This is a genomic window from Pseudarthrobacter sp. J47 (assembly GCF_049810315.1).
GTDB lineage: Bacteria > Actinomycetota > Actinomycetes > Actinomycetales > Micrococcaceae > Arthrobacter.
The window spans coordinates 703,932-717,629 of sequence record NZ_CP187358.1 but is presented as its reverse complement, the minus strand read 5'-3'; the positions used below and the strand labels follow the sequence as shown (position 1 = coordinate 717,629).

7 protein-coding genes and 1 tRNA gene are annotated in these 13,698 nt (G+C 65.7%); 3 read left to right on the top strand and 5 right to left on the bottom strand.

Annotated elements, in window-relative coordinates:
* Window positions 1-12: 12 nt before the first annotated feature.
* From ACPJW8_RS03280 to ACPJW8_RS03260, 5 genes are all read right to left on the bottom strand, one after another.
* A complete protein-coding gene (locus ACPJW8_RS03280; RefSeq protein ID WP_330188314.1) occupies window positions 13-2,304 on the bottom strand; it encodes a carbon starvation CstA family protein in 2,292 nt (763 codons plus the stop codon).
* A 77-nt stretch (window positions 2,305-2,381) separates the two neighbouring features.
* A complete protein-coding gene (locus tag ACPJW8_RS03275; protein WP_330188244.1) occupies window positions 2,382-5,228 on the bottom strand; it encodes a hypothetical protein in 2,847 nt (948 codons plus the stop codon).
* Window positions 5,228-5,965, bottom strand: coding sequence for an ABC transporter ATP-binding protein (locus tag ACPJW8_RS03270; RefSeq protein ID WP_330188243.1), 738 nt, complete (start codon window positions 5,963-5,965; stop codon window positions 5,228-5,230). The genes ACPJW8_RS03275 and ACPJW8_RS03270 overlap by 1 nt, the downstream gene beginning before the upstream one ends.
* Window positions 5,962-6,567 (bottom strand): PadR family transcriptional regulator, encoded by a 606-nt coding sequence (locus ACPJW8_RS03265; protein WP_330188242.1) that lies wholly within the window; start codon window positions 6,565-6,567, stop codon window positions 5,962-5,964. The genes ACPJW8_RS03270 and ACPJW8_RS03265 overlap by 4 nt, the downstream gene beginning before the upstream one ends.
* A 111-nt stretch (window positions 6,568-6,678) precedes the next feature.
* The gene (locus ACPJW8_RS03260) at window positions 6,679-7,662 is read right to left on the bottom strand and encodes an NAD(P)H-quinone oxidoreductase (RefSeq protein WP_330188241.1); all 984 of its coding nucleotides are present in this window, start codon (window positions 7,660-7,662) and stop codon (window positions 6,679-6,681) included.
* Window positions 7,663-7,768: 106 nt separating this feature from the next.
* On the opposite strand from ACPJW8_RS03260, the gene ACPJW8_RS03255 reads away from it, so the two are divergent.
* The 3 genes from ACPJW8_RS03255 (at window position 7,769) to ACPJW8_RS03245 (ending at window position 13,644) form a co-directional block, all read left to right on the top strand.
* Window positions 7,769-7,856: transfer RNA gene (locus ACPJW8_RS03255), tRNA-Ser, on the top strand.
* A 191-nt stretch (window positions 7,857-8,047) separates the two neighbouring features.
* Entirely contained in the window at window positions 8,048-8,830 is a 783-nt protein-coding gene (locus ACPJW8_RS03250; protein WP_330188240.1) for a VOC family protein, read from the top strand.
* Window positions 8,831-9,120: 290 nt separating this feature from the next.
* A complete protein-coding gene (locus ACPJW8_RS03245) occupies window positions 9,121-13,644 on the top strand; it encodes an ExeM/NucH family extracellular endonuclease (RefSeq protein WP_330188239.1) in 4,524 nt (1,507 codons plus the stop codon).
* Window positions 13,645-13,698: the final 54 nt, after the last annotated feature.

Genomic DNA, 13,698 nt, shown 5'->3' with positions numbered 1-13,698 from the left:
CTGCGGCGCTCATTAGTGGTGCCCGGCCTTTTCAACCCGCATTTCCAGGGGCAGTTTTTCCCATTCGGCCATGAGGGCCCGCTCTGCGGGACTGGGGACGATTCCGGCCGGAGCGAACACCCGCGACGGCACTGCAGGGTCCTCGTGGTTGTGCGGCGTCCGGCCTGCGGACACGTCCCGGAACGCCTTGGCGGTGGCGATGATCGCCGTCGCAATAACGATGATGCTGAGCACCACGAAGATCACGGACAGCCAGCCCTGAATCATGGTGTTGCGCACCACGGCCTCCATGGCGGCCACGGACTTGGCGGTGCCGAACTCGGTCTTGCCCTCAGCCAGCGCCTTGCTGAACGCCGCATTGTTGGCGAAGTAGCCCACGGCCGGAACGGAGGAGAAGATCTTGTGGAAGCTGGCAGTAATGGTGACGACGGCGGCGAACGCCAGCGGCAGGGCCACGATCCACAGGTACTTGAAGTTCCCGCCCTTCGCGGCGATGGCCATGCAGACCGCCAGCGCGATCGCCGCCAGGAGCTGGTTGGCGATGCCGAACAGCGGGAACAGTGTGTTGATGCCGCCCAGCGGATCCGTCACGCCCATCAGCAGCACGGCACCCCAGGCGCCCACCATAACGGCCGTGCACAGCCACGCGCCCGGCCGCCATGAGGCTTCCTTGAATTTGGGGACGAAGTTGCCGATCGAATCCTGCAGCATAAACCGCGCAACGCGGGTGCCGGCGTCGACGGCGGTCAGGATGAACAGTGCCTCGAACATGATGGCGAAGTGGTACCAGAACGCCATCATGGCCGGGCCGCCGATGAACTGCTGCATGATGTGCGCCAGGCCCACGGCCAGGGTGGGAGCGCCGCCGGAACGGGAAATGATGCTTTCCTCGCCCACGTTGGTTGCCGTCTGGGCCAGGACCTCAGGGGTGATGTTGACGCCGGCCAGGCCCAGGCTGTTCACCCAGGCGGCGGCCGTTTCCACGGTGCCGCCGGTCAGGGCGACCGGTGCGTTCATGGCGAAGTAGATGCCGCGGTCGATCGAGATGGCTGCCACCAGGGCCATGATGGCCACGAAGGATTCCATCAGCATGCCGCCGTAGCCGATGAAGCGCGTCTGGCGTTCCTTCTCGATCAGCTTGGGCGTGGTGCCGGAGGAGATCAGGGCGTGGAATCCCGAGAGCGCACCGCAGGCAATGGTGACGAACAGGAACGGGAACAGTGCGCCGGAGAACACCGGGCCGTTGTCGCGGCTGGCAAATTCGCTGAAGGCGGGGACGTTGATTTCCGGGCGGACCACAATGATGGCCAGCGCCAGCATCACAATGACGCCGATCTTCATAAACGTGGAGAGGTAGTCGCGCGGGGCGAGCAGCAGCCACACGGGCAGGATCGCGGCGATGAAGCCGTACACAATCAGGCCCCAGGCGATGGTCACCTTGTCCAGGTGGAAGAACGCGGCGCCCCATTCGGTCTCCGCCACCATGCCGCCGCCAATGATCGCAGCCATCAGCAGCACAAAACCGATGATGGAGACTTCCATGACCTTGCCGGGGCGCAGGTAGCGCAGGTAAACACCCATGAACAGTGCGATCGGGATGGTCATGCCCACCGAGAACACACCCCATGGGCTCTCGCCCAGGGCATTGACGACGACGAGCGCCAGGATCGCAACGATGATCACCATGATGAGCAGGGTGGCGATCAGGGCAGCCGTTCCGCCGATCACGCCAAGTTCTTCACGGGCCATCTGCCCCAGCGAACGGCCGCCGCGGCGCATGGAGAAGAACATCACCAGGTAGTCCTGCACCGCACCGGCCAGTACGACGCCGATGATGATCCAGAGAGTGCCGGGCAGGTAACCCATCTGGGCTGCGATGACAGGGCCCACCAGCGGGCCGGCGCCGGCGATTGCGGCGAAGTGGTGGCCGAACAGGACGTTCCGGTCCGTGCGGACGTAGTCCTTGCCGTCAGCCTTGTACTCGGCTGGGGTTGCCCGGCGATCGTTGGGCCGGAGAAGGTGCTTCTGGATGTACTTGGAGTAGAACCGGTAGGCGATCAGGTAGGTGCAGACCGAGGCGAAGACGAACCAGATCGCGTTGACCGTTTCACCGCGGATGATGGCGAGCATCACCCAGGAGATGCCGCCCAGCAGTGCGATGCCGGCCCAGATGCCGATCTTTGCCGGCGTCCATTTCCGGTCCTCCGCTTCGAGGACCTCCTCGTCCACGGCAGTGGCCGGAAGTTCCGGTTCCTCCGTCAGTTGGGTCCCGGCTTGGGCGTTTCCACCGTTGCCGCCAGACATTCCGGCCATGTCTCCTCCTTGAGATTCGCGCTGCGATTCAGATTAGTTCCGTAGGAACATTACCAACGCGTGCCAGCTCAGGTGCCGGCGGCGCGGCGGGACATGGGCAGTTGCGCGCGGGTGAACAGCCAGGCCAGGGCAGCTGCGGCAAGCGGAACAAGGACGATCAAAGCCGACACCTGCAGCCATGGCACCGCGATGAACGGCTTCATGTCAGCGGAGGCAAGGATCAGCACCATGGGAACAACACCGGCAACGGCGCCCAGGACGGTTCCCAGGCCTACGGTCAGCAGGGCCTGCGATCCTGCGAGCGCCTTCCGGAGCCCCGGAGAAGCACCCACCCCGGCCAGGGTCATGTGGTCCGTCCGGGCATCCGCCAGTGACAGTCCTGTGGTGATGCCGGCAGCGCTGAGCGTGATCAGGGCTGCCAGCCCCACGATGCCCCAGATGAGCACGTCCTGGCCGCCCGCGCTGGCCTGCTGCACGTGGAAGCTCCAGGCTCCGGACCCGTAGATGGTGTTGACTTCGCTGCGGAGGGCATCCAGTTCCTCGTCCGACGGGTAGGAGTCGAACTGCAGCCGCAGCATGGTTGCTTCAGGCTGCATCCCCAGGCGCTCGGCTGTTGCTGGAGAAACCACCCCGTAGAGGCGGATATCGGAGGCTGGTTCGAGGACCATGGCGGGCAGTTCCATGGAGGAAGCCGGTTCGAATCGCATCGTTCCGGGAGCCGATTCCTGGGGCTTGCGGATGTCGTCGGCGAGAATGACGGCGGATCCGTGGTTCTCATAGACCGGGTTGGCCAGCACAATCCCGCCGCCCTCCAGGACGTCAAGGGCTTCGGGCGTGGCTTCCCGGCCAAAGGTGGCCCGGATTTCGTCTGCACCGCCCACCAGCATGGCATCCGTCCAGCCGCCGCCGGAGAAGTAGCCCATCGGGCCGATGCACCGCCAGTCGCCGGGGTACCTGATTCTTCCCTCTTCTGTCAGGATGCACTCGTTGCCGGGCGGCACGGCCACTGAATACTTCAGGCAGTTCATTTCGGCAGTTCGCGGCGGACCTGAAACATCGGCGTCGGGACGCGTTTCGCAGTTCTGGATGGCACGGGGATGGTTCAGGACCTGCGTCCAGGCCAGTGAATCCGATATTCCACTGACCACTGCGACGACACGATCGGGCTGGATCCGCGTGGCGGTCTCGCTTGAACCGCTGGGGTCCTGGAGGACCAGCGGCAACTGGGCCTGGTTGACCAGGATCGGCGCCGAGGCGGTGCGGACGGATCTTTCGAACTGGCTGGCGGACAGGACCATTCCCGCACCTGCCAGCGTGGCTGCCGCGAGGACTGCCCCAACAGCCGGGACGGTCCGGCCAAGGTTCCTTGCGGCATCGCGAAACGCCATCCGGGCGGAAAGCGGCAGCCAGCCAACCCGCTGGGAGGCCTGGGAAACCAGCGGGCCGGACAGGAACAGCATGGCAACCACTGCCAGCACACCACCGCTGATCAACAGTCCGGCAACCCAGGGGAACCGTGCCGCTACAACATCCGGGTGCTCAGTGCTGGTGGCATACAGCACCCCAGCAAGGAGCAGGCCGACACTGAGCAGGAGAATGCAGAAGCCAATCCTGGCAGATCTCCGGGGAGGGGTCGACGGCGCCCTGCCGGATTTAAGTGCCCCGAGGGCCGCCTGCCGCGAGATCTGCCGGGCCGGTGCCTGGGCCGCGAGCACGCAGGCCAGGAATCCCATGCCCATGGCGGCCGCAGTGAGCAGCCAGTCAGGATGGAAGCCCGGGAAGCGGACGGAGCCCACGGCCCGGGCCAGGAAAACCACGCCGGCCGCCCCCGCCATGCCCGCGGCCGCGCCGGCAACAACTCCAAGGCCGCCCAGCCAGAAGCCCGCCGCTGTGACCACCGCCCTGACGGTGGGCGCGTCGGCGCCGGAAGCACCCAGGAGCGCCAGCTCGCGGACCTGCCTCTTGGCGCCGACGGCGAATGCGGCCCCCGCGAGGAGGCCCACTTCCAGCAGGGCCAGCGCGCCTGTGTAAGCGCCGGTCAGGTAAAGATCCAGCGGAACGTATGGCGAATACTGCGGCAGCGAGCCGTCCACGGTGCGCTGGTCCAGGGGCGGCGGGTTGAGCGCCACATGCCTGGACAGCACTACAACGCCCACAGTGTTCGCTGACCGCACCTGGTCCCAGGTGACGGGCCGCGGGCCCACCAGGTAGTACAGCACGGGGCTGCCCGCGGTTCCCGAGTCCGGTACCTGCCCGGGCGCCAGATACAGGATGGCGTTTCCGTCCGAGAGCCCGGCGTCCCGCACGGTGCCGACCGCTGCAAAGGTTCCGGCCGACGTCGTAAATTCATCCCCAAGCCTCAGCTTGAACTTGTCCAGCATCCCCGGGGAAACAAGGGCCTCACCAGCGGCGGAAGGGGCACGTCCGCGCAGCAGGGTGAACTTTCCGGTGAAGGCGGGGTTGAGTGCGTCCACCGCGCTGCCCATCACGGGTACATCGTCCTTTCCGGATTCAATCCGGACCGGGAACGCTGATTCGGTCAGCACGCTGAAACCTGCCGGCAGGATGTCCGCGGGATCGGCACCAACGAAATCGGGATCCCAGCCAGAGCTGGGGTTGGAGGCGATGACCGTTTCGATGACCGGATCCTGGACGGCCTGCGCGCTGCCCATTGTCAGCGACCTGTAACGTGCCTGCGCCTGGCCCAACTGGTATTCGACCCGCTCGGCAGGGGTTTCCATGCCGCTCTGCACCAGCGTCACCGCACCGGTCATCCCGGCCACGGGCAGCATGATGAGCAGCACGATCAGCAGGGAACGTCCCCAATGCCGGCGGATGTCACGCCGGGCCATCCGCATGGCCACGCTGAAGCTCCGGCGCCGGCTGCGGGGAGCCGGCGAAAGGTCTATTGGCACTACAGCCCGGCCTGCGCCAGGAGCATCGCGGGATCATGCATGGCGGTGGCCTGGTCCATAATCCGGCCGTCCCTGATGAACACCACGCGGTCCGCCCACGCGGCATGCCGGGCCTCGTGCGTGACCAGCATGACCGCGGCGCCGGCATCTGCCCGGCACCGCAGCACCTCCATAACGCCCTGCCCGGTGGTTGAATCGAGGGCGCCCGTGGGTTCGTCGGCCAGGATGAGGCGGCGCTCGCCAATGATGGCGCGGGCAATGGCCACGCGCTGCTGCTGGCCGCCGGACATCTCGTCCATAAACCTGTTGGCCAACTCCGGGATGCCCACCAGTTCCATGGCGTCGCGGGCCAGGCGGTACGCCTCACGGGCGGGTAGCCCGTCCAGTTCCAGCGGCAGGGCAACGTTCTCCGCCGCCGTCAGTGTTGGCACCAGGTTGAAGTCCTGGAACACATAACCCACCGCCCGGCGCCGGAGCCGCGCCAGTTCATTCAGGCCCAGTTCCGCCAGCGGCGTGGACTCCACAAAGACCCCGCCCGACGTCGGCTGGTCCAGTCCGCCGCACAGCGCCAGCAGGGAGGACTTACCGGAGCCGGACGGACCCATGACCGCAACGAACTCCCCCGCGTTAATGGTGAGGTCAACGTCGCGAAGGGCTGCCACCGACGTCGCACCTTCACCAAAAGTCCTGCAGACCTTGGCGAGTTCCAGCACCTGCTGGCCGCGCTGGACGCTCACCGGCGGGCTTCCGCGTGACGTACCTCTTCCGATGTGACCCCGGCGGACTGTTGGCGTGAACCCTGGTTCTTGGCGGCCTGCGCCTGCTGGACCATGCGGGCTTCGCAGAGGTCCAGCCAGCGGACCTCGGCTTCGGTCTGGAAGATCAGCGAATCCAGCACCAGCAGCCAGGCGGTGTCCGCGGAGCGCTGGTTGGCCGCGGTGTCCCGGCGGGCCTTCGTGTAGTCCTGCAGCGCCCGGATGGATGCCACGCGCTGCGCCTGGATGATGGCGGCCACGTCCACTCCCGGGAGCGTGACGGCCAAAGCCAGCTTGATGGCCAGCTCATTCCGGGGCGGGTTGTTCCGTTCAACGGGCGCATCAAACCAGCTCCGGACTTCCTCGGTGCCGGCCTTGGTGATGCTGTAGATGACGTGGCCTTCGCCGTCGTCCCCGTTGTTCTGCACCAGCCCGTCCCGCTCCAGCCGGTCCAGCGTGGTGTAGACCTGCCCGATGTTCAAGGGCCAGGTAGCGCCGGTCCGGGACTCAAACTCCACCCGCAGCTGGTAACCGTAGCGGGGCTGGTCCTGCAGGAGGGCAAGCAGGCTGTGACGGATGGACATAGGACTCCTAGCGGAAGATGGCACGCGGGTTGCAGAGACCCCCAATGGTCCATACATACCGCGTATGGAATAAAGCTAGCCGCAAACCAGGGACGGCGCAATACTCAGTATTTACATCACCAGGAGGATCTTGCCAACGTGGTCGCCGCCGTCGAAATATTCGTGGGCGGCCTGCACCTGGTCCAGCGCAAAAGTCTTGTCCACCAGCGGCCTGATCCGGCCGTCCGTGACCAGCGGCCATACCGATTCGCGGACGGCGTTCATAATGACGCCCTTCTCCTGCACGGGCCGGGGCCGCAGTGCCGTGGCAATCACGGCTCCCCGCTTGCGCAGCAGCTGGCCCAGGTCCAGTTCACCCTTGGCGCCGCCCTGCAGGCCGATCACCACCAGCCGGCCGTAGTCCGCGAGCGCATCCACATTCCGGGCAAGGTACTTGGCACCCACAACGTCCAGGATCACGTCCGCGCCCTTGCCGCCGTTCTGCGCGCGAAGGCTTTCCGGGAAGTCCTCTTCCTTGTAGTTGATGGCGATGTCCGCGCCGAGGAATGCCTTGGCGGTGCTGGTTTTCTCATCGCTGCCGGCCGTGGCAGCCACGTTCGCGCCCCAGGCTTTCGCCAGCTGGATGGCCATGGTGCCGATGCCGCCCGTGGCCCCGTGGATCAGCACCGTCTCGCCCGGCTGCAGCTGCGCCGTCATGATCAGGTTTGAATAGACAGTAGCCGCAACCTCAGGCAGGGCCGCGGCGGTCACCAGGTCAACGCCGTCGGGAATCCTGACCACCTGCTCCGCAGCAACGGCAACCTGCTGGGCATAGCCGCCGCCCGCCAGGAGGGCCACCACCTTGTCACCCACGGAGAACGGCTTGTTCACGTCCGGCCCAAACCCGGCAATCCTGCCGGAAACCTCCAGGCCCGGAACCTCCGAGGCGCCGGGCGGAGGCGGGTAATGCCCCAGCCGCTGTTGTACGTCCGCGCGGTTCAGGCCGGCAGCCACGACGTCGATCAGCACCTCGCCCGGCCCCGGAACCGGAGCCTGGACCTCGCGGACCTCAAGGCCTTCCGGGCCGCCGGGACGTGAAATGTAGACAGCTTTCATGGACGACTCCCGATTTTCCGAACTGGCTTACCAAACTAGTGTGCACCGGCACCCCGACCGCCCCTTTTTTGTGACTGCCGAGTGCCTATGAAACACTACTAGGCAGGGAAGGTTGTCCGAGCGGCCGAAGGAGCTGGTCTTGAAAACCAGTGTGCGGTAACCCCGTACCAAGAGTTCGAATCTCTTACCTTCCGCGGAGCGCAGAGTTTGCGCAGGCGAGGCCGGTCCGGCTCATCGAAAGATGGGCGGGACCGGCCTCTTTCGTTTAACTGCCCATTGACCTGCGGAACCATTGAAAGTGTCAGTGCCCGCGCATAGTCTCAGTCGTGTTGTACCCGGACCATCCACAACAGCGGCAGGCGCCGCCCCGAAACAGGAGAACACCATGCCAACTCCCGACCTCAAGCCGGGCTCACCTTGCTGGATCGATCTCATGACGTCCGACACCGCCAAGTCCCGTGACTTCTACGGCCAGCTGTTCGGCTGGGAATTCCAGGAGGGAGACCAGGAAACGTACGGCGGCTACATTGTTGCCACCAGGAACGGGCAGAACGTTGGCGGCATTATGGCCAAGCAGGAGGACCAGCAGGCCATGCCGGACATGTGGTCCACCTACCTGAAGTCAGATGACGCCGCCGCAACCTCGGCCACCGTCCAGGCCAGCGGCGGCCAGGTCTTCATGGAGCCCATGGAGGTTCCGGAGCAGGGCGTGATGGGATTCGTGGCGGACCCCAGCGGCGCGACCATTGGAATCTGGGAGTCCAAGGGCATGCCCGGCTTTGGCGTTGCAGCCGAACCCGGCGCTCCGGCCTGGCATGAACTCCACACCAAGGACTACGACGCCGCGGTCAAGTTCTACCAGGACGTCTTCAACTGGCAGACGGACGTGATGAGCGATTCCCCCGACCTCCGGTACACCACCCTGGGCAAGGATGACACCGCGCAGGCCGGCATTATTGACGCCTCCGGCTACCTTCCCGAAGAGATCCCCTCGCACTGGGCCGTCTACTTCGCAGTGGCCGACGCCGATGCCACCATTGCCAGCGCCGTCGCCATGGGTGCCACCGTGCTGGACGGGCCGGAAAACTCCCCGTTCGGCCGCGTCGCCACGCTGAACGACCCCACCGGCGCCATGTTCAAGATCGTTGGCGAAAACACTCCGGAATAACCGCCACGCCGCGGCACTGTTTCCGCCGCGTAAATACTCGAATGACATGCCGGCCGGTCGCCTTGCAAAAGGCTACCGGCCGGTAGTCTTTGTGCTGTCCGCGCGGCAGGCACCTGCTGGGGAGCGTCTTACCAAAATTACGTGCCGTCAACCCTGTGTTCATTCAGGGCTGCTGTGATGACCCGGGCATTACTTGACCACAAGTAAAGTCCGGGCCGCTCCTGCTGCGAAACCCCCGGACGCTTATCCGTCACGTCCCTACCGGGGCACCTCAATGAAAGTCGGAGCAGATGCGTTATTCACCTTTGAAACTGGCGCTGGGCACAGCACTGTCTGCGGGTCTCATCGCAGCGCCACTGGCCGCGGTCCCCGCGGTCGCCGTGGAGGCCACAACGGCAGGAACGTCGCCGGTCGTCATCAATGAGGCCTACCTCAGCGGCGGCAGCGCCGGAGCGGCCTACAAGAACAAGTTCGTGGAGCTCTACAACTCCTCGGACACCGCAGTACCGCTGGACGGCTGGTCCGTGCAGTACCGTTCGGCCTCCGGGACCGCCGCACCAACGGGCATCGTCGCCCTCAGCGGCTCCATCCCGGCCAAGGGCCACTACCTGGTCCAGGGCGGCAGCAACGGAACCACCGGCGCAGCACTTCCGACGCCGGACCTCACCTCCAGTGCCTTGAACCCCAGCGGATCCGCGGGAACCCTGGTCCTGGCCAGGCAGGCAACGGCGCTCACCCTTGCCACCGGCTCCGTGGTTGAACCGGAGAACGTGGCAGACCTCCTGGGCTACGGCACGTCCAACACGTTCGAAACCCAGGCAGCCACCGCGCCCGCCGGGAACACGGACGTCAAGAGCCTGAACCGGACCAACGGCGCGGACAGCAACAACAACGCAGCGGACTTCACGCTCAGTGCCACCATTTCTCCCACCCCGTCCGGCGGCGTCGTCACCCCGGAACCTGAACCTGACCCCACAGCCACGCCAAAGACGATTGCCGAGATCCAGGGCACCGGGACGGCCAGCCCCCTGGTGGGCACCAACGTCATCACGCGTGGCAAGGTCACGGCGGCCTTCCCCACCGGTGGACTGGACGGCTACTACATCCAGACCCCCGGCACCGGCGGAGATCTGGACCCCGCCGCCCGCGCCGCTTCGGACGCCGTCTTTGTCTACTCCCCCACCACTGCTGCCGCGGTCCAGATCGGCGACTACGTGGAGGTGACCGGCGCCGTTTCCGAGTACTTCGGCATGACGCAGGTCAACGTCACGGCCGCCACCGGCCTGACCAAGCTGGCGGAGGCCGCCCCGGAAGTGAAGCCCACCAACTTCACCCTGCCGGTTGTGGAAACCGTCCGCGAAACCCTCGAGGCCGTGCTCCTTGCACCGCAGGGCCCGCTCACGGTCACGGACAATTACTCCCTGAACCAGTACGGCGAAATCGGCCTGGCCGGCGGAACCACCCCGCTGGTCCAGCCCACCGCCGTCGCGCCGTATGGTTCCGCCGAATACACGGCAACGGTGGCGGAGAACGCTGCCCGCGGCATCAAGCTGGACGACGGTTCCAGCACCAACTTCCTCAAGGACGCCGCCACCAAGGCCGAGGTCCTGCCGTACCTGACCGCCACGGACCCGGTCCGCGTAGGCTCGCCGGTTACCTTCACCACCAACGTGGTGCTGGGCTACGGCAACAACTCCTGGAAATTCCAGCCGCTGACCCACCTGAACGCCGGCAACGCAGCGACGGTCCAGCCGGCCAGCTTCGGCGCCACCCGCACCGACGCACCGGCAGAAGTGGGCGGCAACATCAAGCTAGCGTCCTTCAACGTTCTGAACTATTTCCCCACCACCGGTGACCAGCTGCCCGGTTGCGAGTTCTACTACGACCGCGCAGGCAACCCCATCACGGTGAAGTCCGGCTGCAACGCCCGCGGTGCCGCGAACGCTGAGAACTTTGAGCGCCAGCAGGCCAAGATCGTCGCCGCCATTACCAAGTCCGGTGCGGACGTGGTGACCCTGATGGAAATCGAGAACTCGGCACAGTTCGGCAAGAACCGTGACGATGCCCTGGCCAAGCTGGTGGACGCCCTCAACGTCGCCACACCCGGCGTCTGGAGCTTCGTTCCCTCCCCCGCCAACGCCCCGCCGCTCAGCGACGAGGACATGATCCGAACCGCCTTCATCTACAAAGCCGCCAAGGTGGAAACCGTGGGCGAATCCGTCATCCACAACGACACCGCGGCGTTCGCCACGGCCCGCAAGCCGCTGGCCCAGGTCTTCAAGCCGCTGGGCGCGGGCGAGGACAAGAGCTTCATCGCGATCGCCAACCACTTCAAGTCCAAGGGCTCCGCCGCAACCCCGGAGGACACGGACAAGGGGCAGGGCGCCTCAAACCTGGCCCGCACCGCGCAGGCGCAGTCCCTGCTGGGATTCGCCAATGACCTCCAGGCAAGCAAGGGCACCGATAAGGTGTTCCTCATCGGCGATTTCAACGCCTACGCCAAGGAGGACCCGATGAACGTCTTCGCCTCCGCAGGTTACGTCAACCAGGACGAAAAGGCGCACAACGCTGACGGATCCGCGAAGCACTCCTATCTGTTCGGCGGCCTGGTGGGTTCACTGGACCACATCCTGGCCTCCCCCGCAGCAGATGCCCACGTCACCGGCGCGGACATCTGGAACATCAACTCCGTGGAGTCAGTGGCGCTGGAATACAGCCGCTACAACAACAACGTCACCAACTATTACGCCGCTGACCAGTACCGCGCCAGCGACCACGATCCCGTGGTGGTGGGCCTGGACCTGGAGGCCACTCCCGCCAGCGTGGAACTGAACCTGCTGAACATCAACGATTTCCACGGCAGGATCGACTCCAACACCACCCTGTTTGCCGGCACCGTGGAGAAACTGCGTGCAGCCGCGGCGCCGGGAGCCACCGCATTCCTGTCCGCCGGGGACAACATCGGTGCTTCGCTGTTCGCCTCGGCCGTTGCCAGGGACCAGCCCACTATCGATGTGCTGAACGCGCTGGAACTGAAGGCGTCCGCCGTCGGTAATCATGAGTTCGACGGCGGCTTTGCTGACCTGACGGACCGTGTGATCGCCGGGGGCAGCAACGCCCGGTTCCCCTACCTGGGAGCCAACGTCTACACCAAGGGCACCACCACTCCCGCCCTGCCGGAGTACACGGTCCTGGACCTCAACGGCGTCCGGGTGGCAGTGATCGGCACCGTCACCCAGGAGGTGCCTTCGCTGGTGACGCCGGCCGGCATCGCGGACCTTGAGTTCGGCGATCCGGTGGACGCCATCAACCGGGTGGCAGCCAGGATCACGGCGGAGAACCTTGCTGACGTGATTGTGGTGGAGAACCACGACGGCGCCGGCTCGGGTACGCCGGAAGGCGCCACCCTGGAGGAGGAAGTGGCAGCCGGCGGACCCTTCGCGAAACTGGTCACCGAAACGTCCGCCGACGTGGATGCGATCTTCACCGGCCACACCCACAAGGAGTACTCGTGGGACGCTCCGGTTCCCGGCGTTGAAGGCAAAACCCGCCCCATCGTCCAGACCGGCAGCTACGGCGAGCACATCGGCCAGATCCGGCTCACCGTGGACACCGCCACGAAGGAAGTGACCGCGTACAGCGCTGGAAACGTCAAGCGCACCACCGAACCGGCAGCGGACCTGATCGCCGCCTACCCGCGGGTTGCCGCCGTCGCCGACATCGTCAAGAAGGCGACGGACGCTGCAGCGGTAGTGGGCAACGAAAAGATCGGTTCCGTCACCAAGGACATCACCACCGCCTTCTCGGTAAACCCAGTCACGGGCCTTCCCCAGCGGGATGACCGCTCCAGCGAATCCACCCTGGGCAACCTGGTGGCGGACTCCCTGGTGTCCACCCTGCAGCCGGCACAGCTGGGAGGCGCGGAGATCGGCGTCGTCAATCCCGGCGGCCTGCGCAGCGACCTGCTGTACGCACCGGACGGTTCCATCACCTACGCCGAAGCCAACGCTGTGCTGCCGTTCGTGAACAATCTCTGGACCACAACGCTGACCGGCGCCCAGTTCAAGACCCTGCTGGAGCAGCAGTGGCAGACCCTGGCGGACGGCACGGTTCCCAGTCGCGCCTACCTCCAGCTGGGCCTGTCCAAGAACGTGAACTACACCTACGACGCCGCCCGCGCCGCAGGTGACCGGATCACGTCCATCCGCATCAACGGTGAACTGATCGATCCCGCCAGGCCCTACCGGGTGGGCACGTTCAGCTTCCTGGCCACCGGCGGCGACAACTTCCGGATCTTCACCGAGGGAACTGACACCCGGGACTCGGGCCTGGTGGACCGCGATGCCTGGATCAGCTACCTGAAGGCCAGCAGCCCGGTTTCCCCGGACTTCGCCCGCCGCTCAGTGGCTGTCACCAACACCACTGCAGCAGAGGTCAAGCCCGGCGAGCCCATCACGCTGGCGGTCTCCAAGCTGGACCTGACCTCCCTGGGCAGCCCGGTGAACACCTCACTGACGGCAACGTTCACGGACGCCGCCGGCACTCCCACGCAGCTCGGTTCGGTACCGGTATCCAGTGGCGCCGCCACCGTAAACCTCGCGGTGCCGGCCACAGCGGCTGCGGGAACGGGCACCCTGGTGCTCACCGCTGTCGAATCCGGCACCGTGATCAAGACTGCGGTGACTGTAGCAGCGGCCACCCCGCCGGGACCCCAGTGCACCAAGCCTGTTGCACCGGAGAAGTGGTGGGACGCCAAGGCCTGGGCCAAGTACGTCAAGGCCCTCAACGCCTACGCGAAGTGCCTGCGCGGCTGATCAGTCAGCACCCAGCCGGTCTGCCGGCGAACCAAGGAAACTGCCCTCCCCGGA